This is a genomic window from Colwellia sp. E2M01, assembly GCF_018860585.1.
Taxonomy (GTDB): domain Bacteria; phylum Pseudomonadota; class Gammaproteobacteria; order Enterobacterales; family Alteromonadaceae; genus Colwellia.
In genome coordinates, this window is the sequence record NZ_JAHKPR010000043.1 from 25,445 (window position 1) to 50,789 (window position 25,345).

20 protein-coding genes are annotated in these 25,345 nt (G+C 34.5%); 9 read left to right on the plus strand and 11 right to left on the minus strand.

Features of this window, described 5'->3' with window-relative positions:
- Positions 1–8: 8 nt before the first annotated feature.
- The 5 genes from KO502_RS09645 to KO502_RS09665 form a co-directional block, all read right to left on the minus strand.
- Complete coding sequence (locus KO502_RS09645) at positions 9–935, minus strand: ParB/RepB/Spo0J family partition protein (RefSeq protein WP_216022372.1); 927 nt, start codon at positions 933–935, stop codon at positions 9–11.
- 14 nt (positions 936–949) lie between these two features.
- Positions 950–1,756 carry a ParA family protein gene (locus KO502_RS09650; RefSeq protein WP_216022373.1) on the minus strand — a complete coding sequence of 269 codons (807 nt, stop codon included), beginning with the start codon at positions 1,754–1,756 and terminating at the stop codon, positions 950–952.
- A gap of 45 nt (positions 1,757–1,801) precedes the next feature.
- The gene (gene rsmG, locus KO502_RS09655) at positions 1,802–2,425 is read right to left on the minus strand and encodes a 16S rRNA (guanine(527)-N(7))-methyltransferase RsmG (RefSeq protein ID WP_216022374.1); all 624 of its coding nucleotides are present in this window, start codon (positions 2,423–2,425) and stop codon (positions 1,802–1,804) included.
- A 74-nt stretch (positions 2,426–2,499) separates the two neighbouring features.
- Positions 2,500–4,389: a tRNA uridine-5-carboxymethylaminomethyl(34) synthesis enzyme MnmG gene (mnmG, locus tag KO502_RS09660; protein ID WP_216022375.1), complete on the minus strand. Its 1,890-nt coding sequence runs from the start codon at positions 4,387–4,389 to the stop codon at positions 2,500–2,502.
- A gap of 480 nt (positions 4,390–4,869) precedes the next feature.
- A complete protein-coding gene (locus KO502_RS09665) occupies positions 4,870–5,373 on the minus strand; it encodes a flavodoxin domain-containing protein (RefSeq protein ID WP_216022376.1) in 504 nt (167 codons plus the stop codon).
- Between the two features lie 240 nt (positions 5,374–5,613).
- Between KO502_RS09665 and KO502_RS09670 the strand changes: the two genes are divergently transcribed.
- Positions 5,614–7,461, plus strand: a complete 1,848-nt coding sequence (locus KO502_RS09670) for a DNA adenine methylase (RefSeq protein WP_216022377.1) — start codon at positions 5,614–5,616, stop codon at positions 7,459–7,461.
- Positions 7,451–8,638 carry an HNH endonuclease signature motif containing protein gene (locus KO502_RS09675; protein WP_216022378.1) on the plus strand — a complete coding sequence of 396 codons (1,188 nt, stop codon included), beginning with the start codon at positions 7,451–7,453 and terminating at the stop codon, positions 8,636–8,638. Before KO502_RS09670 ends, KO502_RS09675 begins: the two co-directional genes overlap by 11 nt.
- A 27-nt stretch (positions 8,639–8,665) precedes the next feature.
- Here the strand turns inward: KO502_RS09675 and mnmE are convergent, their stop codons facing one another.
- The 5 genes from mnmE to rpmH all read right to left on the minus strand — a co-directional run bounded on the left by mnmE (position 8,666) and on the right by rpmH (position 12,937).
- The gene (mnmE, locus tag KO502_RS09680) at positions 8,666–10,081 is read right to left on the minus strand and encodes a tRNA uridine-5-carboxymethylaminomethyl(34) synthesis GTPase MnmE (protein WP_216022379.1); all 1,416 of its coding nucleotides are present in this window, start codon (positions 10,079–10,081) and stop codon (positions 8,666–8,668) included.
- A gap of 183 nt (positions 10,082–10,264) precedes the next feature.
- On the minus strand, positions 10,265–11,899 hold the full coding sequence (gene yidC / locus KO502_RS09685; protein ID WP_216022380.1) for a membrane protein insertase YidC: 1,635 nt from the start codon (positions 11,897–11,899) through the stop codon (positions 10,265–10,267).
- Between the two features lie 249 nt (positions 11,900–12,148).
- Positions 12,149–12,406, minus strand: a complete 258-nt coding sequence (gene yidD, locus KO502_RS09690; protein WP_216022381.1) for a membrane protein insertion efficiency factor YidD — start codon at positions 12,404–12,406, stop codon at positions 12,149–12,151.
- Positions 12,373–12,759 carry a ribonuclease P protein component gene (gene rnpA / locus KO502_RS09695; protein ID WP_216022382.1) on the minus strand — a complete coding sequence of 129 codons (387 nt, stop codon included), beginning with the start codon at positions 12,757–12,759 and terminating at the stop codon, positions 12,373–12,375. Before rnpA ends, yidD begins: the two co-directional genes overlap by 34 nt.
- A gap of 43 nt (positions 12,760–12,802) precedes the next feature.
- Entirely contained in the window at positions 12,803–12,937 is a 135-nt protein-coding gene (rpmH, locus tag KO502_RS09700) for a 50S ribosomal protein L34 (RefSeq protein ID WP_011045771.1), read from the minus strand.
- A gap of 450 nt (positions 12,938–13,387) precedes the next feature.
- On the opposite strand from rpmH, the gene dnaA reads away from it, so the two are divergent.
- The 6 genes from dnaA to glyS all read left to right on the plus strand — a co-directional run bounded on the left by dnaA (position 13,388) and on the right by glyS (position 22,738).
- Entirely contained in the window at positions 13,388–14,785 is a 1,398-nt protein-coding gene (dnaA, locus tag KO502_RS09705) for a chromosomal replication initiator protein DnaA (RefSeq protein ID WP_216022383.1), read from the plus strand.
- Positions 14,786–14,841: 56 nt separating this feature from the next.
- Complete coding sequence (gene dnaN, locus KO502_RS09710; protein WP_216022384.1) at positions 14,842–15,945, plus strand: DNA polymerase III subunit beta; 1,104 nt, start codon at positions 14,842–14,844, stop codon at positions 15,943–15,945.
- A 21-nt stretch (positions 15,946–15,966) separates the two neighbouring features.
- Complete coding sequence (gene recF / locus KO502_RS09715; protein ID WP_216022385.1) at positions 15,967–17,100, plus strand: DNA replication/repair protein RecF; 1,134 nt, start codon at positions 15,967–15,969, stop codon at positions 17,098–17,100.
- Between the two features lie 9 nt (positions 17,101–17,109).
- The gene (gene gyrB / locus KO502_RS09720; RefSeq protein ID WP_216022386.1) at positions 17,110–19,551 is read left to right on the plus strand and encodes a DNA topoisomerase (ATP-hydrolyzing) subunit B; all 2,442 of its coding nucleotides are present in this window, start codon (positions 17,110–17,112) and stop codon (positions 19,549–19,551) included.
- 170 nt (positions 19,552–19,721) lie between these two features.
- Entirely contained in the window at positions 19,722–20,672 is a 951-nt protein-coding gene (gene glyQ / locus KO502_RS09725; protein WP_216022387.1) for a glycine--tRNA ligase subunit alpha, read from the plus strand.
- Positions 20,672–22,738, plus strand: coding sequence for a glycine--tRNA ligase subunit beta (gene glyS / locus KO502_RS09730; protein ID WP_216022388.1), 2,067 nt, complete (start codon positions 20,672–20,674; stop codon positions 22,736–22,738). Before glyQ ends, glyS begins: the two co-directional genes overlap by 1 nt.
- 112 nt (positions 22,739–22,850) lie before the next feature.
- Here the strand turns inward: glyS and tusA are convergent, their stop codons facing one another.
- A complete protein-coding gene (tusA, locus tag KO502_RS09735; RefSeq protein ID WP_216022389.1) occupies positions 22,851–23,096 on the minus strand; it encodes a sulfurtransferase TusA in 246 nt (81 codons plus the stop codon).
- 182 nt (positions 23,097–23,278) lie between these two features.
- Between tusA and KO502_RS09740 the strand changes: the two genes are divergently transcribed.
- Positions 23,279–25,264: a transglycosylase SLT domain-containing protein gene (locus tag KO502_RS09740; RefSeq protein WP_354668317.1), complete on the plus strand. Its 1,986-nt coding sequence runs from the start codon at positions 23,279–23,281 to the stop codon at positions 25,262–25,264.
- Positions 25,265–25,345 lie beyond the last annotated feature (81 nt).

Sequence of the window (25,345 nt, forward strand, 5' to 3'; positions counted from 1 at the left end):
GATTAATATTAATGAATTTTAGCTAATATTTGTTCCAGTTTTTCTAAGTTATCGTATGAGATAACTAATTTACCTTTACCTTTTTTATTGTGGCTTATAGCAACTTTAGCCCCTATTTTTTCGGTAAGTTCTTGTTCCATGTCGATAGTTTCCATTTCTTTTTCAATTTTTTCTTTTTCTGCGACAGGGCTTTGAATTTTTTTAATTAAACTTTCAGTTTCACGTACGGTTAACTCTTTTGCCGCTACGGTTTGTGCTGCAGAGGTTTGTATTTCACCTTCTAATGCTAATAATGCACGGGCATGACCCATTTCTATATCACCATTTTCTAAAAATATTTTTACTTCGTCATTTAATTTATTTAATCGTAATAAATTACTTACCGCTGTCCGCGATTTACCTACTGCAATGGCAACTTCTTGATGAGTTAGATCAAACTCATTTAATAAACGCTCTAATGCTATTGCTTCTTCCATCGCATTAAGGTCTTCACGCTGAATATTTTCAATCAGTGCAATAGCAACGGCTGATTCATCAGGTACGTCTTTAACTAAACAAGGTACAACGTCAAGTTGTGCTAATTTAGCTGCGCGCCAACGACGTTCACCGGCAATAATTTCGTATTTTTTATCCGTTGATTCATCAGTGTTTTCAAGTAAACGAACAACAATAGGTTGAATAATACCTTGTGATTGAATAGATAAAGATAATTCTTCTAAACCTGCATCTGACATACCACGACGTGGTTGATACTTACCTGGCATTAATTGCCCAATAGGTAATTTTACCAATTCATTTTCAGTTACTTTAACTGACTGAATTTCTTCTGTTGAGTTAGTATTTTGTTGATTTTCATTACTTGAAGCTGATGGTGATAATAAAGCATCAAGACCGCGACCTAAGCGACTAGCGCCTTTACGTTTTGCTGAGTTCATAATTTTCCTTTGCGCTAATTGGCAACATTGGCCGTAACTTGTTGAGCTTTTTTCGCGGTATCATTTTTGCGTAATACTTCACCGGCAAGCGCTAAATAAGCTTTTGCGCCCGTTGATGATTTATCGTAATACATAGCTGGCGAGCCAAAACTTGGTGCTTCGGCCAAACGAACATTGCGCGGAATAACACTACGATAAACTTTGTCACCAAAATGTCGTTTTAATTGTTCAGATACATCATTTGCTAAACGGTTACGAGGATCATACATAGTACGTAATATACCTTCAATATGAAGCTTATCATTCACCACTGATGTTAATTTAGTAATAGTGTCCATTAATGCGGTTAAGCCTTCTAATGCGTAATATTCACACTGCATTGGCACCAATACAGAGTCAGCAGCAGTCATTGCATTAACGGTAAGCATATTTAATGAAGGTGGACAATCAATGATAATAAAATCATAAACATCTTTTACGGGGGCAAGCGCTTGTTTTAAACGTTGCTCACGCGCAAATACTTCCATTAATTTTATTTCTGCGGCAGTTACGTCTGTATTAGCTGAAATAAGGTGATAAAGCCCTGAAGTTTCTTTAACAACCACTTCTTCTACACTTTGTTCTTCAATTAATAATTCGTAACAGGTGGCATGCACTTTATATTTGTCGACACCACTTGCCATGGTGGCATTACCTTGCGGATCTAAATCGATTAATAAAACTTTGCGTTTAGTTGCCGCTAATGAGGCTGCCAAATTAACCGCGGTTGTTGTTTTACCAACACCACCTTTTTGGTTTGCAATTGCTATTATTTTTCCCACAAGCGCCTCTGTTTTTTATTTTTTATTGTGTTCTGTTTAACCGTGTTATTTTTTTAACACAAGTACATGACGTTCGCCAACAAGTTCAGGTACATTAATTTTATGACTGTCTACTAAGGTAATGTTTTCAGGTAGTTGAGTAATTTCGTCCTGAGGGTATTGTCCTTTGAGAGCAAAAAAACGACCATTTTCCGTAGTAATTAAGTGCTGACACCAACTTACCATATCATTTAGTGATGAAAACGCACGACTTAATACGCCATCAAAAGCTTGTTCGCCTTGGTATTCTTCAACGCGCGCTTTAACAGGTGTTACATTGGTTAGTTTTAATTGAAATACGACTTGGCGTAAAAAGGTTATGCGTTTTCCTAAACTGTCTAATAATACAAAATTTCGTTCAGGATACAATATAGCTAAAGGAATTCCCGGTAAGCCTGGGCCAGTTCCTACATCAATAAAGTTATTACCAATAAGTACTTCACCAACCATTAAGCTGTCCATAATATGCTTAACAAGCATTTCACTAGGGTCACGAACCGAAGTTAGGTTGTAGGCTTTATTCCATTTATTGAGCAGTTCAACATATTGGATTAATAAGTCGATTTGTTCTTGAGAGACAACAAGATCTGTTTTACTGATCAGTGTTGTTAATTGTTGTGTTAACGTCATTTTTATTTAAACGAGCCTTGCTAAATAAACATGTTATTAATGTTTATTTAGCGCCTCGTACCTACCTATTGCTACTACGCTAATTTGCGTAGCAGACCGTGTTTTTTTAAGTAGACTAATAATAACGAAATTGCTGCCGGAGTAATACCAGAAATTCGCGATGCTTTACCAATAGTTTCAGGGCGAGCATCTTTTAGCTTAGCAACTACTTCATTTGATAAGCCTGAAATTTGCTGATAATCAAAATCACTTGGGATTACTGTATCTTCATTACGTTGTTTTTTAGCTATTTCATCAAGCTGTCTGTCGATATAGCCGGCATATTTAGTTTGAATTTCGATTTGCTCAGCCGCTTGTTCATCTTTTAGTGCAGGGCCTAAACCTTCAATATTCATTAAATCTGTGTAATTAACTTCAGGACGACGAATTAAATCTTCTAAGCTAGCTTCTTTACTCATTGGATTTTTAAGTAAGTTGTTAATTTCAGCTATTTTAGCATGATCTTTTTGTACCCAAGTAGATCGTAAACGTTGACGTTCAAGTTCAATGTTTTCCATCTTCTCGTTAAAGCGCTGCCAACGTGCATCGTCAACTAAGCCAACACTACGACCTTGCTCTGTTAAACGAATATCAGCATTGTCTTCACGAAGTAATAAACGATACTCTGCACGGGAGGTAAACATGCGGTAAGGCTCTTTAGTACCTAAAGTAGCTAAATCGTCAATTAATACGCCCATGTACGCTTGATCGCGACCTAAAGTAAACTCGCCTAACTCTTTAACTCGACAAGCTGCGTTTGTACCGGCAATAAGTCCTTGCGCACCGGCTTCTTCATAACCGGTAGTACCGTTAATTTGGCCTGCAAAATAAAGATTACTAACAAACTTACTTTCTAAGCTTTGTTTTAAATCACGAGGATCGAAGTAATCGTACTCAATGGCGTAACCAGGACGAGTAATAAATGCGTTTTCAAAACCCTTAATTGAGCGAACTAGGTTAAGTTGCACGTCATAAGGTAAACTTGTAGAAATACCATTTGGATAGACTTCATGGGTTGTTAACCCCTCTGGCTCTACAAATATTTGATGAGATGTTTTATCAGCAAAACGAGTAATTTTATCTTCAATTGAAGGGCAATATCTTGGTCCAATACCTTCGATAACCCCTGTGTACATCGGAGATCTATCTAAACCATCACGAATATGTTGATGGGTTTGCTCGTTAGTATGAGTGATATAACAAGAAATTTGCGCTGGATGATCCGCTTGTGATCCCATAAAAGAAAACACTGGGCTTGGCGTATCACCTGCTTGCTCTTCCATTACTGAAAAATCTAAGGTTCTAGCATCAAGCCTTGGTGGTGTACCAGTTTTTAAACGATCCATTCTAAATGGCATATCACGCATTTTAGCCGCTAGGTTTACACTAGCAGGATCACCAGCACGACCACCTTGATAGTTGTTTAAGCCAATGTGTATCTGACCTGCAAGGAAAGTACCTACGGTTAACACAACAGTTTTAGCTTTGAACTTAAGACCCATTTGTGTTGAAACACCAACTACTTGATCGTTTTCCATGATCAAATCATCACAAGGTTGTTGGAAAATAGTTAAATTTTCTTGATTTTCTAAGAAGTTACGAACGTAATTACGATATAAAACACGGTCTGCTTGAGCACGTGTTGCACGTACTGCTGGACCTTTACTTGAATTTAAGGTTCTAAATTGAATGGCACTGTGATCAATTGCTGTAGCCATTAATCCACCTAGCGCATCAATTTCTTTAACCAAGTGACCTTTGCCAATACCGCCAATGGCTGGATTACAAGACATTTGGCCTAGCGTGTCGATGTTATGGGTTAGCAATAATGTTTTACAGCCCATACGTGCTGAGGCTAGGGCAGCTTCAGTTCCTGCATGTCCGCCACCAACAACAATTACGTCATAAGACTCTTGATACCACATAAAATCACAATCCTGCTTGGTTAAGTTTATTTTTCGTTTTATTTAATATTTTTTAGAGTGACTCAAAACGACTTGAAAATTACATCACTCAAATTTAGGGAACGTATTTTAACGCTTTTTTCTCTTCAGTGATACGATCAAATGTGTAAAAAAGATCGGGTGTGATCCTTAATATATAAAAAGAGATCTTTAAAGAGATCTTGTAGTTATTACTTATTAAGATCCTTATTTTCTGTGGGTAAGTGGTTTTTTACTTTATTTATTAATAACTAACGTAAATGATAAGGTTGTGATCAAACATTGATCAATCAACAAATAAGCCTTGATCAAAAGCTTTAGTTACCCACAGCTCATTTAAAACACAATTTAATTAACTGAATAATAATAGAAAAATAACGGGTTATTAAGATTTTTATCCACATATAGATAAAATTAACGTTTAATGTGTGAATAACTTATGTGTAACTGATCACCTTAGATCTAAAATAGATCTTTATTTGTGCTGATCCACTGTTGTGCAAGATCTTCTGGATCGATATCTGCAGCCATATCAAAGGTTTTTAATGCTATTAACTCTTTACAACCTATTGATATTAATAATTTTGATATATCTTTAGCGGCTTTACAAAAAGTATCGTAGTTTGAATCTCCGATCCCAATGGTTAAAAAACTAACCGTGGATAGATCTTGATCACAATTTGTAAGATCACTAACAAATTGTTGAATGTTGTCAGGGTATTCACCTGCGCCATGGGTAGAGGTACAAATTATCCAAACAGGAGATTTTGATGAAATATTGCTGTTTTCTTGTACTAATCCAAGATCGTTTATGGCAGAAAAAGTATTATTAAGGATAGTTTTTAGATCGGGTTTTAGATGAATATCAACGTTTCGATCGAGTTTATTTAGTGTTTCTTCGCATGCTTCTGCTACATATTCTGTGCCACCAAGCATACTACCGACAATGATTTGAATTGCGTTCATAGAGATTTCTTACTACTTTAAGGAGAATTTATAAGTATGATAAACGCTTTATTATTGTATTACTTAAAGTAACTGTAAAATTATATTTAAAAGTAAAGTAAACCTAGTTTATAGCTATTATTCATTTTAAAAAGGTACAATAAGGCAAGAGAACAGTATTTATTACTAAAAATGTGGTAATAAATATTTTACATTTTATTCAGGTTTATCTGAATATCAAAATAAGTAGTATGAAGATAAATGAGATTTATAGGTAATAAAGAATTAATTACAACAGATATTGAGAAATTACTCAAAGGTAAGAATCTTTTAAATAAAGAATTGGTATTTTTTGATGCTTTTTGTGGAATAGGTGCAGTATCAGATTATTTTAAAAGTAAATTTCGATTAAAAATCAATGACATGATTTATTGGAATACCATATACGCACAAGGTAGAATTCAGTCTGCATTATGTAATTTTGACAATTTAGGTTTTGATCCCTTCCTACATTTAAACTCTAGTGAGGTAATGATTAAAGGTTTCTTTTATAATAATTATAGTCCAGGGAACTCAGATAGAATGTATTTTTCGGAGTACAATGCTGGAAGGATTGATTATTTTAGACAAGCCATAGAAGATTGGAAAGATGACAAATTGATTGATGATAATGAATATGCATATTTATTATCTTCTTTAATTGAATCTATATCATATGTATCAAATACTGCGGGAGTTTACGGAGCCTTTTTAAAGCATTGGGATACAAGAGCAAAAAAGGAAATTAAGTTTATTAAAGTAGGAGCTAAAAGTTCTTTTTCTATTGAACTTGAGCTTTATAATTCAAAAGTAGAAGAAATAATTGAGGATGTTGAATGTGATATTTTATACTTAGATCCCCCTTATACCCAAAATCAATATGGTACTCAGTATCATTTATTAGAAACTTTAGTTCAAAATGATAATCCATCAATTAGTAAAGTAACAGGTTCAAGATCAACTTCACCAATGCGTTCAGATTGGTCAAAAAACTTCAAATCTCATATCTTGTTTGACAAGTTAATTGCCAAAACTAAAGCCAAGCATATCGTATTTAGTTATAGCGTAGATGGCTTCCTATCTAAAAGCTTTATAGAAGCAACCTTAAAAAGGTATGGGAAAGCAGAGTCGTATATTTGTCAAAAAATTTCATATAACAAATACACTAATTTTAAGTCTAGAAAAGGTAAAGAACACTTTGAATTACTTTTTTATGTAGAGAAAAAAAATAGTAGTGAAGTTTTTTATGAAAGCCCACTAAATTATATTGGAAGTAAATCAAAATTGGTCAATGAGTTGTCCAAATATTACCCTAAAAATATATCTACATTTATAGATGGATTTGGAGGGGGGGCAAATGTTGCAATTAATGCTAATGCTAAAAAAGTTATATATAACGAATTAAATTATTTTGTAAAAGATCTCATTGACTCTTTTGAAATAACGGATACATACGATTACTTAATGTATATAAAGAGAATAGAAAAGAAGTTTTCTTTGAAAAAAGAAGATTCGGAAAGTTATATTAGTGTAAGAAAATATTATAACTCTTTAAAGGTAAATAAAAGAGATTCTAAGATGCTTTATACAATGTTACTTTATGGATTTAATCAACAATTAAGATTTAATAGTAAACATGAGTTTAATAATCCAGTTGGAATGAGATGGTTTAATGATAAAGTTTTAGAAAAATTTATTAGTTTTTCAAGAGTAATTAAAGAAAAGAAAATAGAAATATACAATGTGGATTACTCCGAATTCAAAGGTTTAGATGATGATACATTTGTTTATTTAGATCCACCGTATTCTATGACGACAGCTTCCTATAATGATGGAAAAAGAGGGTTTAATGGTTGGAATCTGGAAGAAGAAAATAGATTATTGGATTATGCATGTACTCTAAATGATAATAATAGTAAGTTTATGATTTCTTATGTTATCGAGCATAAAGGAGAAAAAAATAATAATATTATTGATTGGGTTCAGCGAAATAATTTTAAAATTATTGAATTAAAAGGATATTCAGGTCTTAAAAGACATGAAGTTATAATTATTAATTATGATAAATAAAAATATACCTCACTTTGTGATTTTTGATAAATTTCAAAAAGGTGGTAGATACCAAGATTTACTTACACATCATATTTTATCTGATGTTGCTTTGAAGTGTGTTGGAATTGCAGACTATACAATAGAGTTCGTAAATAAAGTTAATAAAGGAAGATTAGCATGTCTATATTATGATGAAGAAACACACTATATTTCTTTCTCTGAAAAGATAGTCCAAGCTAGAAACTCTTTTTTTCAAAGTTTCCCCTCTGCCCTTTTACAATATTGTAATGATGATAGTGAAAATAAGTACTTAGCCTATTATATATTACAGCCAGTAGGTGGCAGTATTGTGACGGACTATCATCACTTTATGTATAGATTAATAAAATCGGTTGGTACTATTTTTTTAAATGAAGAGGATATGCTTAATAAGCCTGTAATTAAATTTATTTCTTATGAGGATCTTATACTTAGTAAAGAAAATATTAGAAAAAAGAATAGAAGTAACAAATCTACTTATGTTACCAAATCTGATGTGGGGAGTTTGCAAATATTCAGTAAAGTTTATGGTGCTAGTAAATATGAATCAACCCTAATAAGTTTAGCTTTATATCATATATCTATATTACCAATAGTAATATATGAAATCGAAGAACAGGGTTTAATTAAACTTCCAGAAATTGCTAGGAATTATCTTCTTTCATTAAAACGCATAAATATTATAACATCAGATATTAAGCAAGAAGAACGTGAGTATAAGGAAAATAATAGTTTAAGGTCACCTCGTTACATCAGTAATTTACTTAATAAACTAGGTCCTAAAAAATGTAGCCTTTGTGATTGTGATATTCCTGAAATAATACAAGGTGCGCACATATGGCCTGTTTCTGAAATAAAAAAAAGCCAGATTCTTTCGAATACAGAAAAATTAAATGAAGCTATTAATGGAGATAATGGAATCTGGTTGTGCCAAAACCACCACAAATTATTTGATTCAAATTTATTAATTTTATCTAATGATAAAGGTCTATATTATAATAATTCACTCCTAGAAGGAGGAATAGACTATTTAAAAGATGTAACTAACATAATGGTACTGCCTGATGAATTTTATACAGATAAATTTATTAGTTATTTAGAAATGAGAAACTTAAATATAGATCAAAATAATTTTAGTCGTTTTTCCATAGTTTAATATTATAAATACTCTATATTTTATTAGCTATTTACCAATACAGAATGAGCTAAATATTTTACCTAACAGATCATCACTGGTAAATTCACCAGTAATTTGATCTAACTCTTGCTGACAAATGCGTAGCTCTTCTGCAAGGATTTCACCGGCAACATAAGATTCAAGCTGATCAAGACCAGTAATTAAATGTTGGTGAGTGTTATCTAATGCCACTAAATGGCGTCTTCTTGCCATAAAACCACCTTCGGTACTACCTTGGTAACCCATGATCGTTTTTAAATGCTCTTTTAAGCTGCTAACACCATCACCGGTTTTAGCGGATAAGGTAATAACCGCATGTTGAGTACCGTCTGTATCGGTAAATTCAGAAAAGCCAGTAGTTGCATTATTTACATCAGCTTTGTTTCTAATAAGTGTTAAGCCCATGTTTTTAGGTAATTTAGCAAAAAATTCTGGGTAATAGTTTTTAATGTATTGTTCATCTTCTATTACCGTGTGCTCTTCACTCGCATCAACCATTAATAGTACGCGATCGGCTTGATTAATTTCTTGCCATGCTCGTTCAATACCTATTTTTTCTACTACGTCATCACTGTCACGCAAACCTGCGGTATCAATAATATGAAGTGGCATACCATCAATATGAATTTGTTCGGCTAATACGTCACGTGTAGTACCTGCAATGTCGGTAACTATGGCGGTCTGTTTACCACTTAAGGCATTTAATAAACTTGATTTACCAGCATTAGGGCGACCGGCAATAACAACGCGCATACCTTCTCTAACTATACTACCTTGTTGTGCTTGTTTACGTACGTCTTCTACTTTAGTGATAATAGCTTTTAAATCGTTAACAACTTTTGCATCGGCAAGAAAATCTATTTCTTCTTCGGGAAAATCTATTGCGGCTTCAACATACATTCTTAAATGAATAATGCTTTCAACCATTTCATTAACCAGCTTTGAAAAATCACCTTGTAAAGAGTGTAGGGCAGAACGCGCTGCTTGCTCTGAGCTTGAGTTAATTAAATCGGCAATGGCTTCAGCTTGTGTTAAATCGAGTTTGTCATTTAAAAATGCTTGCTCACTGAACTCACCAGGCTTTGCCATAACTATTTTAGGTAAGGCTAAAATAGCTTTTAATAACATATCTAAAATAACTGGGCCGCCATGACCTTGAAACTCAATAACGTCTTCACCAGTAAATGAATTAGGTGCTTTAAAATAGATGGCAATACCTTGATCTAATACTTGTGATTGTTCAGTACTATTGCCATCGGTAAAAGGTAAATATTCAGCCTTTCTAATTTCAGGTACTTTTCCTAAAATAGCTTGCGCAACATTTTTAGCTTCTGGTCCTGAAACTCTAATTATACCAACACCACCCCGTCCTGGTGCTGTGGCTTGTGCGGCGATAGTGGTTGTTTTAGCAATTGATGTCATAGCAAAATATTTATCTAAAAGTGATGGTTTAATTATTAAGAGCTATTTTACTTTATTTATAAACTAAATGCTTAAAAGTTAAATAACTAAAAAAGAAAAGGCGATTACTGTTATCAGTAATCGCCTTTTGTATAAGCTTTAAAATATTACACTGAAGTTAATTTATCAGTATTTTATTAATGCTTACTCTGCAGTTTTAGCTTCTTTTTTCTTAGCAATATCAGCAAATATTATTTTCATTTGCACAATAGATACTACGTTACTTATGAACCAGTAAAGTACTAAGCCAGACGGGAACCAAGCCATAAATATTGAGAAAACAACTGGCATGTACTGCATGATTTTTTGTTGCATTGGATCTTGAATTGTCATCGGTTGCATTTTTTGCATCACGAACATACTTGCACCCATTAAAATAGGTAATACAAAGTATGGGTCCATTGCTGATAAATCTTGTATCCAAAACATAAATGGCGCATGACGTAATTCAACACTTTCTAAAAATACCCAGTAAAGTGCTAAGAATATTGGCATTTGTAGTAAAAGTGGTAAACAACCACCCGCTGGGTTTACTTTCTCTTTACGGTACATTTCCATTGTCGCTTGCGACATTTTTTGTCTGTCATCACCAAAACGCTCTTTTAATTGAGCCATTTTAGGTGCTAAGTCGCGCATTTTAGCCATTGAGGTATATTGCGCTTTAGTTAATGGATACATTAAACCTTTGATAATTAATGTAATAATTATAATTGCTAAGCCCCAGTTAACCACAAAACTTTGAATGAAAGTAAGTAAGCTATATAGTGGCTGACTGATCATCCATAAAAAGCCATAATCGATAGTTAAATCTAAGCTTGGTGCTATTTTTTCTAATACTTCTTGATCTTTAGGACCAACATAAAATATTGCAGAAGTTGAACCTTGTTGACCTGCGTCAATAATAACGGCAGGGGCTTTAAAGCCAATAACTGCTTCGTGATTATTACTATATGTTGTATAGATTTGGTTAGTATCTTCAGCTTTTGGTACCCAAGCTGATACAAAGTAATGCTCTAACATGGCAATCCAGCCACCAGGAGTTACTTTCGCTAAGTTTTCTTCTTGAATATCATCAAAATCATATTTTTCGTAACGGTCTTCAGACGTTGAGTAAGCAGAGCCACGGTAGGTTGGTAACATACCGCCGCCTGTATCAACTACGGTAGATTGTTTAAGTTGGCCATACATTTGTACAGAAACACTGTTTGCTGTTTTATTATCAATTAAGTATTCAACATCAACGCTGTAGCTATCTCTGTTAAAAGTAAAGCGTTTAGTAACTGCCATGCCATTTTGGTCATTAAATACTAAATCAACATTTACACTATCGTTAACTAATTCATAGTTACTTTTCGCGCTTGTATAAATTGGACGACCTTTAATTATACGGTCTATACCATTTGCACCTGTTAAACCACTTTGCGCAATATATTTTTGATTACCATTTTGCATAACGGTATATGGAATACCATTGCCTTGTTCAGTATCAAATTTAAGTAATTTAACGTCAACAATATCGCCGCCTTGGCTATTAATTTTTACGATAAAGTCATCTGTAGTTACAGTGATTAATTTGGCAGAAGTAACGGTTGGTTTATTAGGGCTTATTTGCATATCTGATGATGAAGGCACGAAGTCTCCGTCAGAATTTTCAGCAGTTTGTGTCTGGTTGATACTGGTTGGCTCAGCAGCAACGGAATTTTCCGATTGCCATTGGCTAAACAATAAGTAAGTAACAACCATAAGCGCAATAAAAAGTAGACTGCGTTGGGATTCCATAAAATTTACTTCTCTTCTTTGTTGGCAGGGGAGTATTCCTGCACATTATTTAAATTTGATAAGTGCGCGACATTTTAATATACGTTTGCTTGATAACCAACCATCTTTTGGTTTAGGAGGGTATTTAGCCTAGATAAATTACTAAATAATGATTTTTAGTAGATAAAATTATTCTAATTAGAAACAAATAACTACAAATTTAATATTCATTATATTTTTTAACGTAAAAATTTAGCGCGTAAGTAACAGTTATTTTGATTTTTTTGGATTGTCTAAAGAAGGAACGGGATCTTCGCCACCTTCATTTAGTGGGTGACACTTTGCTATACGCTTAGTGGCCAACCAACTACCTTTTATTACACCAAAACGCTCAACCGCTTCAATGGCATAACTTGAACAAGTAGGGGTAAATCGACAATTTGAACCTAATAATGGACTTAAAAAGCGTTGGTAACTTCTTAATGAGTGTATTACTAGTTTTTGTGGCGCTGAATTATTTTTCGCCATATTTTCTCTAATTCCTGATTTATCGACTTATTATCAAGTTGATCAATACCAGACTTTACCATAACAACCATATCGATAGCAGGTAAATCATGTTGATTTAAGCGGAAGCTTTCTCTTATTTGTCTTTTGATGCGATTGCGTTGCACAGCAAGTTTTACACGTTTTTTTGCTATTGCTAAACCTAAACGGTTTTTGGCAATAGTATTGTGTTGATCAGAAACAAGGGTATGAGGTTTTGGAGTGATTAATAGAGTAAAGTGGCGAGAGCCAAATCTAATAGGTTTAGAAAAAACCTTTTGAAAATGACCGGGAGTCAACAAGCGTGACTCCCGATTAAATTTGTAAGTAGTCATAGTTTGACTACCTTATATTAAATATTGTAAACAAGATTTAATATTATGCGCTAAGACGTGCACGGCCTTTGGCACGGCGACGAGCTATTACAGCACGACCGTTTTTAGTTGCCATACGAGCACGGAATCCGTGGTTACGCTTACGCTTTAGTACGCTAGGTTGAAATGTTCTTTTCATTACGCTAATCCGTCGGTTGTTGTTGCCCTGGCAAAACAGCCTTTTGAGCACACTGGTCTAAAAAATGAGGCCGAATATTAATGCTTACTAGGGGATTTGTCAATCATTTATCGAGTTATTTAACAAAGATCGTAGGTTTTTTATTAAAGGATCTTTAAGATCGTTACTGCTAAAACATAGTATTTTTCTATTATATTCACAGTTTTATCACATTAGTGTTTTGCAATATTAATAACTAAGACTATTTTATGTACTTTTTATCTTAAATGTCATATAAAAAATTACTTTTAATGTCTAAATTTTATTAATATTTATATTAATTTACAGTAGGTTATTAAAAATTTATCTAAAAAAAGTTAGTTTCGTTAAAAGTCAATATTGCACTTGTGGATAACTCAATAGATAATAGGCTTCAGAAAAATAATACCCTAGTTACTTTTGGAGTTTTGGTTGGATCATTCACCTTGGCAAAGATGCCTATCTGTTCTACAAGAAGAATTGCCAGCACAGCAATTTAGTATGTGGATCCGACCTTTGCAATGCGTTATAGATGAAAATGTTATGACGTTATATGCGCCTAATCGATTTGTTTTAGATTGGGTAAGAGATAAATACGTAAATCGTATTAACGAACTACTTACACTTAACGAACCAAGTAATCCCTTATTACTGCGTTTTGATGTAGGCAGTAAACCAATTATTGACAGCCTTGCTAATAATTCGGTTGAAACATCTGCAACGACTAAAAATACTGGTGGTAATGAGTCTTTATTTTCCAAATCATCTCCAGCAACAAAAAATGCAGAGCCTGAAAGTAACATTCCTAAAAAAACCAATGTTCGACTTAATTATACGTTTGATAATTTTGTTGAAGGTAAATCTAACCAATTAGCTCGAGCAGCAGCTTCACAAGTTGCTGATAATCCGGGTACTGCTTATAACCCACTATTTATATATGGTGGAACAGGTTTAGGTAAAACGCATTTATTACATGCGGTTGGTAACGGAATTTTATTAAATAAGCCTAACGCTAAAATTGCTTATATGCACTCTGAGCGTTTTGTACAAGATATGGTTAGGGCATTACAAAATAATGCTATGGAAAAGTTTAAACAATATTATCGAAGTGTTGATGCATTACTGATAGATGATATTCAATTTTTTGCCGGTAAAGAGCGTACCCAGGAAGAATTTTTTCATACTTTTAACGCACTACTTGAAGGTAATCAACAGGTTATACTTACAAGTGATCGTTACCCTAAAGAAATTAATGGGGTAGATGACAGATTAAAATCTCGTTTTGGTTGGGGCTTAACACTTGCCATTGAACCGCCAGAACTTGAAACTCGTGTTGCAATATTAAAACGTAAAGCACAAGAAAATCAGATTAACCTTGCTGATGAAGTTGCTTTTTTCATTGCTAAACGTCTGCGCTCTAATGTTCGTGAATTAGAAGGGGCATTAAATAGAGTAATGGCAAACGCTAACTTTACTGGTCGTGCTATTACTATTGATTTTGTTAGAGAAGCATTACGAGATTTACTCGCCTTACAAGATAAATTAGTTACTATAGATAACATTCAAAAAACCGTTGCTGAATATTACAAAATTAAAATAGCTGATTTATTATCTAAACGTCGTAACCGCTCTGTTGCTCGACCCAGACAAATTGCCATGGCATTATCTAAAGAGTTAACTAACCACAGTTTACCTGAAATAGGGGATGCTTTCGGTGGACGTGATCACACAACGGTTTTACACGCGTGTCGTAAAGTAAAATCATTGCGTGAAGAAACACATGATATTAAAGAAGACTATTCAAATTTAATTAGAACACTTTCGTCTTAAATTTAGTTATTGAAAATAATAAACAATATAACATTAGCACTTAAGCAGGTATCAACATGAAGTTTTCATTAAACAGGGAATTATTACTTAAACCATTATTATTGGTTTCTGGGGCGGTAGAGCGTAAAAGTACCTTACCTATCTTAAGTAATATACTTTTTGAAGTTAGTGGTCAATCACTTACTTTAACAGCCACTGATTTAGAGCTTGAGATGGTTGCTTATGCTGAGGTTGAAAACCTTGGTGAAGACGGAAAAATTACCATTCCAGCACGAAAACTATTAGATATTTGTAAAAGCTTACCGGAAAATTCGTTAATTAATTTTGATTCAGCTGAAGATAGTATCAAATTATCATCTGGACGCAGTCGTTATTCGCTTTCTACATTACCTGCTGCTGACTTTCCTAATATTGAAGAATGGAAAGGGGATGTTGAGTTTAAGCTACTTAAATCTGAATTCTTACGTCTAATTGAAAGTACCCATTTTTCAATGGCGAACCAAGATGTTCGTTATTACTTAAATGGTATGTCGATAGAAAGTGAAGGTAATGAAATACGTTCAGTTGCAACCGATGGTCACCGTTTAGCTATTTGTAAAATTTCTAATGAAAGTTTAGCTTTACCAGCAAGACAAGTGATTGTACCACGCAAAGGTATTTTAGAAATAATTCGTTTATTAGCGCCAGTCGATGAAGAAGTACAAGTGTTTTTAGGCTCTAATCATATTCGTATTATTGATACAGAGTTTTCTTTTACCAGTAAATTAGTTGATGGACGTTTCCCTGATTACCGACGTGTTTTACCTCGTAACGGTGACAAGGTTTTTGAAACCAATAAAGATGCACTACGACAGGTATTATCTCGCGCCTCTATTTTATCTAATGAAAAATTTAAAGGTGTACGTCTTAACTTTTCAGATGGAAATTTAAAAATTACCGCAAATAACCCTGAGCAAGAGCAGGCAGAAGAAGAGATAGAAATTAACTTCCCTTACGGTGAATTAGAAATAGGCTTCAACGTAAGTTATGTACTTGATGTATTAAGTGCAATTAAAGATGAAAATGTAAAGTTTACTTTAGCTGATGCTAATAGCAGTGTAGTTATTGAAGGCAGTAACAACGGCGAAGCGCTGTATGTTGTTATGCCAATGCGTTTATAAATTCATAATGTTTTATTGCTGATGAGTGTTACTAAACTAACGACGTACAATTTTAGAAACTTGTCATCATTGACAATAGACTTACACCCTAATCTTAATTTTTTTGTTGGGGATAATGGCAGTGGCAAAAGTAGCTTACTCGAAGCACTTTTTTTTATTGGTCATGGTAAATCATTTCGTACTAGCAAAGTAGAGCATATTGCAAGTTATGAAAAAGACAACTTTGTTGTCAGTATAAAAGATATTAATGATTTACAACTGGGTTTAAGTAAAGATTTTAATACGGGAGTTACCTTAATTAAAATCAATGGCGAACGACATGCTCGTTTGTCTGAACTGGCTAAAAATATAGCCGTACAAATTGTAACACCAGAAAGTTTTAAATTGTTTTTTGGTGGGCCAAGAGAACGAAGACGTTTTGTTGAATTAGGAATGTTTCACGTGAAACATGATTTTTCTACACAATGGCGAGAGTTCAATAGAGTTTTAAAACAACGTAATGCCTGTATACGTAATCAATTAGATAAATCAACTTTGGATTATTGGACAACAATTTTCTGTGAGTTATCTGAAGAGGTGGCTGAAGTTAGATCACATTACGTTACAGATTTAATTGCTGAGTTACCTTATTGGTTAGGTATATTACTACCAAGTATTTCTGATAAAGTAACGGTGCAATATTTACAAGGTTGGCCACAAAAGAAAACCTTATTAGAAGCGCTTAATGATAGTATTGATAGAGAAAAAAGCTACGGATATAGTTTGTATGGTGCTCACAAATTTGACGTTAAATTTCTTATTGGAAAACACGCTTTAGAGAGTCAACTATCAAGAGGGCAACAAAAGTTGTTTTTACTGGCGTTAACTTTTGCCCAAGCAAAATTAATTGGCAGAGTTAATCGAGTAAAACCAATTTTGCTTATTGATGATATAGGTGCTGAATTAGATTTACATTCTAGACAGTCTCTATCAAATGCAATAAGCAGTTTAGATTGCCAAGTTGTTATAACGGCAATTGAAGAAGATGTATTACAACCTTTTATTGATGACGTGGATGTCAGCAAGAATGAGAGTGATAAGAATATAAAATATCATATGTTTCACGTGAAACATGGTGGTATATTACCTGTGAATAATTCAGTAATGATTGAGTAGGCTAAAACTATGACAGTAGAAAATGAATATGGCTCGTCTAGCATTAAAGTTCTAAAAGGACTTGATGCAGTACGAAAAAGACCTGGTATGTATATAGGTGACACGGATGATGGCACTGGTTTACATCATATGGTTTTTGAGGTTTTAGATAACTCAATCGATGAAGCATTAGCTGGTCATTGTTCTGATATTATTGTAACTATCCACTTAGATGGTTCTGTATCAGTACAAGATGATGGTCGTGGTATCCCAACTGAAATACATGAAGAAGAAGGGGTTTCTGCCGCTGAAGTTATCATGACGGTTCTTCATGCTGGAGGTAAATTTGGTGGTGATGACTCTGGCTATAAAGTATCGGGTGGTCTTCACGGTGTTGGTATTTCAGTAGTTAATGCATTAAGTGAAAAACTTAAACTTAATATACGACGTGATGGAAAGTTATATGAACAGTTTTATCATATTGGTGAAGCGCAAGCGCCGTTAGCAGAAGTAGGCGTAAGTGATAAAACAGGTACTGAAGTACGTTTTTGGCCTAGCTCTGAAACATTCTCTGATACCTTATTTCACTACGATATATTAGTTAAGCGTATTCGTGAGTTATCATTCTTAAACTCTGGTATATCAATTCGTTTAATTGATGAGCGAGAAGAAGGCAAAGAAGATCACTTCCATTATGATGGTGGTATTCAAGCCTTTGTTGATTATTTAAATACTAATAAAACTTCAGTTAATGAAGAAATTTTTTACTTCGACTTAGAACGTGAAGACGGTATTATTGTTGAAGTTGCTATGCAGTGGAATGATGGTTTCCAAGAAAATATATTTTGTTTTACTAACAATATTCCTCAAAAAGATGGTGGAACACATTTAAGTGGCTTTAGAACTGCATTAACCAGAACGTTAAATTCTTATATGGTTAAAGAAGGATTAAACAAGCCTAAAAAAGGTGGTGCTGAAACAAATGCAACTGGTGATGATGCACGTGAAGGTTTAACTGCTGTCATTTCTGTAAAAGTACCTGATCCTAAATTCTCATCACAAACTAAAGATAAGCTAGTTTCATCAGAAGTGAAAACTGCTGTTGAACAAGCAATGGGTGAAAAATTAGGTGAATACTTATTAGAAAACCCGACAATTGCACGTACTATTGTTATGAAAATTGTCGATGCAGCGAGAGCTCGTGAAGCGGCCCGTAAAGCACGTGAAATGACACGTCGTAAAGGTGTGTTGGATATAGCAGGTTTACCTGGTAAATTAGCTGATTGTCAGGAAAAAGATCCTGCACTTTCTGAAATATATATTGTGGAAGGGGACTCTGCTGGTGGTTCAGCCAAGCAGGGTCGTAATCGTAAGAACCAAGCTATCTTACCGTTAAAAGGTAAAATTCTTAACGTAGAGAAAGCACGTTTTGATAAAATGATATCTTCGCAAGAGGTTGGTACTTTAATTACGGCACTAGGTTGTGGTATTGGGCGTGATGAATACAACCCAGAGAAGCTTCGTTATCATAGCATCATCATCATGACCGATGCCGATGTCGATGGTTCTCATATCCGTACTTTATTGTTAACTTTCTTCTATCGTCAAATGCCAGAAATTATGGAGCGTGGTCATATATTCATAGCTCAACCCCCACTTTATAAAGTGAAAAAAGGTAAGCAAGAACGTTACATAAAAGATGACGAAGCCTTAACTGAATACTTAACTACATTAGCGTTAGATAGCGCAGCTATTTATGTAAATGAAGATGCGCCAGCTATTTCAGGTGCAGGCTTAGAAAAGTTAGTAAATCAGTACCGTGATACCATGGATATTATCAAGCGCTTAGCGAGACAAATCCCAGTCGATATTGTTGAAAAAATGGTTTACAGCGATACGATTGCAGCGGATGACTTTACAGATGAAGCTAAAGTAAATGAATGGGCTAAGAACTTAATTACGCAACTTGAAAATCAAGATGGTAATGGTTCAATTTACAAAATTGAAGTGAAGTATGACAAAGAGCGTAATATTTATTTCCCTAACTTTATCGTAAGAAAACATGGTATTGATAAAGAATATCATTGTAGTTATGAATTCATTCAGTCAAAAGAATTCTTAGCAATTAATGAATTAAATAAAGCTATTAATGGTTTGATGGAAGAAGGTGCATACGTTAAGCGTGGTGAAAAGGTTAACCCTACATCAAGCTTTGAAGGTGCATTAGAATGGTTAATGGCTGAGTCTAAACGTGGGCAATATATACAACGTTATAAAGGACTAGGTGAGATGAACCCAGAGCAACTTTGGGAAACTACCATGGATCCTGAAACACGTCGTATGCTACGAGTAACCATTGAAGATGCTATTGCAGCCGATCAATTATTTACTACCTTAATGGGTGACCATGTAGAGCCAAGAAGAAACTTTATCGAAGATAACGCTTTAAAAGTTTCAAACCTAGATGTGTAGTTTTTAGTAACTGCTCAAATAAGATGCCCGGTCTTCAGATTCGGGCATTTTTGTAGGATAAATACTCTAATATAGTTATAATGCATAAAATTTTTTAACGTACTGATTATTGTTCTGAACATAAATGAGTACTTATAAATACCGAGACAAACAAAACAAAAGTGAACACCATGACAACTTACAACAGTAAAACTTTTCAAGGCCTAATTTTGCAATTGCAAGATTATTGGTCACGTCAAGGTTGTGTAATAGTACAGCCTCTTGATTTAGAAGTTGGGGCAGGTACTTTCCACCCAATGACTTTTTTACGTTCAATAGGCCCAGAGCCAATGAGCAGCGCATACGTGCAACCGTGTCGTCGTCCTACCGATGGTCGTTATGGTGAAAACCCAAATCGCTTACAACATTACTACCAATTTCAAGTTATGTTGAAACCTTCACCTAAAAACATTCAAGAACTTTACCTGAACTCATTAAAAGAATTAGGTATTGACCCACTTGTACATGATATTCGTTTTGTAGAAGATAACTGGGAATCACCAACGTTAGGTGCTTGGGGCTTAGGTTGGGAAATTTGGTTAAATGGCATGGAAATTACGCAGTTTACCTACTTCCAACAAGTAGGTGGCTTAGAGTGTACACCAGTAACGGGTGAGATCACTTACGGTCTTGAACGTCTTGCGATGTACATTCAAAACGTAGATAGCATTTACGACCTTGTTTGGACAGATGGTCCTTTAGGCACTGTATATTACCGTGATATTTTTCATCAAAATGAAGTTGAGCAATCTACTTACAATTTTGAACATGCAGATGTTGATGCATTATTTAAGCAATTTGATCAGTGTGAAATAGACAGTCAAAAATTAATTGAAGCGAACTTACCATTACCAGCATACGAGCAAGTAATGAAAGCTTCACATGCGTTCAACTTACTTGATGCGCGTCATGCTATTTCAGTTACAGAGCGCCAGCGTTATATCTTACGTGTGCGTACTTTGTCTAAAGCCGTTGCTGAAGCGTATTATGCTAAGCGTGAAGAGCTTGGCTTCCCATTATGTAAAGACAGCGATACTTCAACTAATACCGAAATCAATACCAAAACTAAGGGAGATAAATAATGACTACTGAAACGCTCCTTATTGAATTAGGTACAGAAGAGTTACCACCAAAATCATTAACAACCTTAGCGACAGCTTTTTTTGATAACATTAAAAGCCAACTAGATAGCCATGATTTAGCCTATAGCGATATTAAATGGTTTGCTACACCTCGTCGTTTGGCTGTTCAAGTAATTGATTTAGTTGATAAACAACAAGATAAAGTTGTAGAGAAACGTGGTCCTGCTGTTAATGTTGCTTTCGACGCTGAAGGTAATGCGAGTAAAGCCGCACAAGGTTGGGCACGTTCAAACGGTATTACCGTAGAACAAGCAGAACGTTTAGTGACTGACAAAGGTGAGTGGTTACTGCATAAGGCAACTGTTACCGGTGTTGCTACTACAGCATTAGTTGCAGATATGGTTAACAATGCAATAAAGAAATTACCTATTGCTAAACCTATGCGTTGGGGGGCAGAGCGTACTCAATTTATTCGTCCGGTTCACACATTAACAATGTTATTTGGCAGCGAATTAATTGCTGGTGAGGCATTAGGTGTAACTTCAAATAATCAAGTACAAGGTCATCGCTTCCATCACGAAGGTTTAGTCACTATAAATCATGCTAACGATTACCAAGCTGAATTATTAAAAGCTTACGTTGATGTAGATTTTGCGCAACGTCAAAACAATATTGTTGAACAAATTAAAAAAGCAGCTGATGATATTGATGCAGTAGCGCTAATTGATGAAGATTTATTAAATGAGGTTACTGCGTTAGTTGAATGGCCAGTAACCTTAGTAGGAACGTTTGATAAAGATTTCTTAAACGTGCCAGCTGAGCCGTTAATTTACTCAATGAAAGATCATCAAAAATATTTCCCTGTAAATGACAAAAATGGTCAGTTAGTTAACAAGTTTATCTTTGTGTCTAATATTGAGTCGAAAGACCCAAGTGCCGTTGTATTTGGTAATGAAAAAGTTATTCGTCCACGTTTAGCTGATGCCGAGTTCTTCTTTAAAACAGATAAAAAGCAAAGCTTAGAATCGCGTCTTAAAAGCTTAGAGTCAGTATTGTTCCAAAAACAATTAGGTACGCTAAAAGCTAAATCTGAACGTATTGCTGATTTAAGCCAGTTTATTGCACAGCAATTAAATGAAAATGCTGATGATGCTTACCGCGCTGGTTTATTAAGTAAAACCGATTTAATGTCAGAAATGGTTTTAGAATTCCCACAAGTGCAGGGCACTATGGGTAAATACTACGCCTTACATGACGGTGAAAATGAAAACATCGCACAAGCATTAGAAGGTCAATATCGTCCTCGCTTTGCTGGTGATGCCTTACCAGAAGCAAATATTGGTTGTGCAGTCGCTATTAGTGATAAAATTGACACGTTAGTTGGTATCTTTGGTATTAATCAAGCGCCTAAGGGCGATAAAGACCCATTTGCGCTTCGAAGAGCAGCCATTGGTAGTATTCGTATTATTATCGAAAAACAGCTTAATTTAGACCTGTCTGATTTGATTAACAAAAGCATCGAATTATTTGGTGACAAGTTAGTTAATGAAAACACCGCAAGTGATGTTTTAGAATTCATCATGGGGCGTTTCCGTGCTTTCTATCAAGAGCAGGGTATTAATGTTGATGTTATTCAAGCGGTATTAGCTAAAAAACCAAGTGCACCACTTGATTTTGATAAGCGTATTAAAGCCGTTACTTTCTTTGGGGAATTACCAGAAGCAGCGACTCTTGCAGCAGCAAACAAGCGTGTTGGTAATATCTTAGCGAAGTTTGACGGTGAGCTTTACCCGGCGTTTAAAGCTGATTTAGCAGCAGAGCAAGCGGAACGTGATTTAGCTGATATTTACCAAACCATTAGTTTGAAAGTAGCACCTTTGATGGCTGATAAAGATTATCAAGCTGCATTAAGTGAGTTAGCAGAGCTTAAAGCACCTATCGATACTTTCTTTGATAATGTGATGGTAATGAGTGATGACGAAGCCGTTAAAATTAATCGCTTAACCTTACTTAATGAAATTAGAAATAGTTTCCTTGATATTGCTGATATATCAGTGCTTCAGTAAGTTACTTTTATTAAAATTAAAGTAATATAAGGTTAAATTGAAAAGGTCATGGCAACATGGCCTTTTTTTATGGGGAAAATTTAGTGAGTGTGTAATAATTGAGATAATAAAATTAACTTTTCTTGATTACATACAAAAAAGGGATTGTTTCAGTTTGTTGGGCGACAAGTTCATGCTCCATAAAGCGGCAAAAACTAGGAATGTCACGTGCAGTTGAAGGATCATCACAACTAATTAATAAAGTTTCACCACTCGCTATTTTACGTATATTCATACGAACCATCATGACGGGCTCAGGACAGCGAAGTCCGATAGCATCGAGAGTGTGATCGGTGTTTTCAAAAACAGTCATTAGCATTACAAGTACAGAATAAAATAAATTTTTCTGAATTATACATTATTTGAACATAAGGTTAATCGAATTGTAAATTTACTAAAAATTGTAGCAACTATAATAAATATTATTACAAATAAATGGTGATATTTAACGATTAAAAGCGTTAAGCTATTTAAAGGACATAACGGATTATAGAGGTTTTTGTGAATAATATTTTTAAAGTGTTTATGTTTTCAGCTTTTACACTAAGCTCAGTGATTAGTACTGCGGCTTATGGTGAAGTAGAGGTTACTCAAGAAAAACACACACAACTAGATGAAGGTTTAACTGTACTCACCGATCTAGAACAACAGCAAAAATTTTTAGATGCAGAAAATTTGTTATCAAAAAATATTTCTTCAGCAGAGCTTACCGAATATAAAAAACTCTATTCTGAATTAGCAGACTATCCACTACAGCCTTACCTTGAACAAGGTTACTTACTCGAAAATATGCAATTAACCTCAGCAGAAGCTATCGCTGAGTTTTTAGCAAAATATAAAAATACTCCGCTAGATTGGCCGTTACGAAAAGCTTGGTTGTCGTATTTAGCAGAGCAAGATCAAGCCGAGCTGTTTCTTTCTTTTTATCAACGAACAAGCAATAAAGTACTGACTTGCCAACAATTAACTTTTTCATTACAAACGGGAATATCGGAAGATATTATTTTGCCTCAAGTCAAAAAATTATGGCTAACAGGTAAATCTCTTGAAAAAGAGTGTGATCCACTGTTAAAAAAATGGGCCGATGCTGGCTATAGAACTGATGATTTAATTATACAACGTATAGCTTTAGCAGCTAATGGCGGACAGCATACTTTAATTCCTTATTTAACTAAGCTGTTACCAGACGAAAAACAATATATTGGTAAGTTATGGCATGAGGTTCGACGTGATCCCGCAAAGGTCGCAAAACTTAAAAAATTTCCTCATAATTCAGTACAAGAAAGTGACATTTATACTTATGGTATTAAACGTTTAATTTGGCGTAACCCTGATTTAGCGATAAAAAGTTATCAAAAAGCTCAAAAAAAACTAGATTTTACCTATCAGCAAAAAGAACAAATCGCTGAAAAATTTGCCGTGGCACTGTCGAGTAAAAAACATCCGGAAGCAAAAGTTTGGTTAGCAAAACTTGAACCGACCAATGTCGATCGTAATATTTTACAATGGCAATTAACGGAAGTACTTAAAGATCAGAATTGGACTGCGGTTATTGATGAATTAACATTAATGCCAGCAGGTTACAAAACAGAATTGCAGTGGAAATATTGGTATGCAAGAGCATTAATAGAAACAGATGAATTAGAGCTTGGTCAAAATGTAATGAGTGAACTGTCTGGTAAGCGTCATTATTATGGTTTTTTAGCAGCAAGTTACCTTGATACATCTGTTAGTTTACAAAATAACCCATTAGCTATAACACGAGAGGAAAAGAGTGCAATATTACTTTACCCATCAGCTCAACGAGCATTTGAATTTTATTATTTAGGCCGATATATTGAAGCACGTAGAGAATGGCGTTATTGGTTGAGTCAACTTGATAGCAGAGAAAAGCTTGCTGCTGCTAAATTGGCTAATGAAAATGGTTGGTTTGATCGAGCAATATTTACTTTATCGCAAGAAGGCTATTTAGACGATGTAGCGTTACGTTTTCCAAAAGCATTTGATGAAAAAATTAATCAATATGCGCAAAAACAAACCATAAACCCAGCATGGGCTTTTGCCATTGCCCGCCGTGAAAGTTCATTTATGACTGATGCGCGCTCACCTGTTGGCGCAAGTGGTTTAATGCAGTTAATGCCAAATACCGCTAAGCAACTGAATAAGGGCAGTGTTAGTCGTAAATACCTTTATAATGCAGATAATAATATTCAATTAGGTACACAGTACTTACGTGATCTTCTTGATGAAAATAAAGGTAATCAAATACTGGCTACAGCATCTTATAATGCGGGTCCGCATCGTGTTAAAAGCTGGCTAAAAAAAACTAAAGCTATGCCAGCAGATATATGGATAGAAACAATTCCATTTAAAGAAACTCGAAATTACGTAAAAAGTGTTCTAGCTTATCAAGAGATTTATCAACATAAGCCGGGGCAGGTTAGTCAAATATTTGCTCAGGTTATTAATATGAATATTGGTGATTAGAGTAAATATTACTTATCGGTTAACAGTAATATTTATGATTAACTTAAAGAAACGACCATTTTCTTATACTAATTGCTATGA

Excerpts from the sequence above, each read along its gene's own strand:
- KO502_RS09645 (WP_216022372.1), bottom strand. The coding sequence starts at position 935 with ATGAACTCAGCAAAACGTAAAGGCGCTAGTCGCTTAGGTCGCGGTCTT.
- rsmG (WP_216022374.1), bottom strand. The coding sequence starts at position 2,425 with ATGACGTTAACACAACAATTAACAACACTGATCAGTAAAACAGATCTT.
- mnmG (WP_216022375.1), bottom strand. The coding sequence starts at position 4,389 with ATGTGGTATCAAGAGTCTTATGACGTAATTGTTGTTGGTGGCGGACAT.
- KO502_RS09665 (WP_216022376.1), bottom strand. The coding sequence starts at position 5,373 with ATGAACGCAATTCAAATCATTGTCGGTAGTATGCTTGGTGGCACAGAA.
- KO502_RS09670 (WP_216022377.1), top strand. The coding sequence starts at position 5,614 with ATGAGATTTATAGGTAATAAAGAATTAATTACAACAGATATTGAGAAA.
- KO502_RS09675 (WP_216022378.1), top strand. The coding sequence starts at position 7,451 with ATGATAAATAAAAATATACCTCACTTTGTGATTTTTGATAAATTTCAA.
- mnmE (WP_216022379.1), bottom strand. The coding sequence starts at position 10,081 with ATGACATCAATTGCTAAAACAACCACTATCGCCGCACAAGCCACAGCA.
- yidC (WP_216022380.1), bottom strand. The coding sequence starts at position 11,899 with ATGGAATCCCAACGCAGTCTACTTTTTATTGCGCTTATGGTTGTTACT.
- yidD (WP_216022381.1), bottom strand. The coding sequence starts at position 12,406 with ATGGCGAAAAATAATTCAGCGCCACAAAAACTAGTAATACACTCATTA.
- rnpA (WP_216022382.1), bottom strand. The coding sequence starts at position 12,759 with ATGACTACTTACAAATTTAATCGGGAGTCACGCTTGTTGACTCCCGGT.
- rpmH (WP_011045771.1), bottom strand. The coding sequence starts at position 12,937 with ATGAAAAGAACATTTCAACCTAGCGTACTAAAGCGTAAGCGTAACCAC.
- dnaN (WP_216022384.1), top strand. The coding sequence starts at position 14,842 with ATGAAGTTTTCATTAAACAGGGAATTATTACTTAAACCATTATTATTG.
- recF (WP_216022385.1), top strand. The coding sequence starts at position 15,967 with ATGAGTGTTACTAAACTAACGACGTACAATTTTAGAAACTTGTCATCA.
- gyrB (WP_216022386.1), top strand. The coding sequence starts at position 17,110 with ATGACAGTAGAAAATGAATATGGCTCGTCTAGCATTAAAGTTCTAAAA.
- glyQ (WP_216022387.1), top strand. The coding sequence starts at position 19,722 with ATGACAACTTACAACAGTAAAACTTTTCAAGGCCTAATTTTGCAATTG.
- glyS (WP_216022388.1), top strand. The coding sequence starts at position 20,672 with ATGACTACTGAAACGCTCCTTATTGAATTAGGTACAGAAGAGTTACCA.
- tusA (WP_216022389.1), bottom strand. The coding sequence starts at position 23,096 with ATGCTAATGACTGTTTTTGAAAACACCGATCACACTCTCGATGCTATC.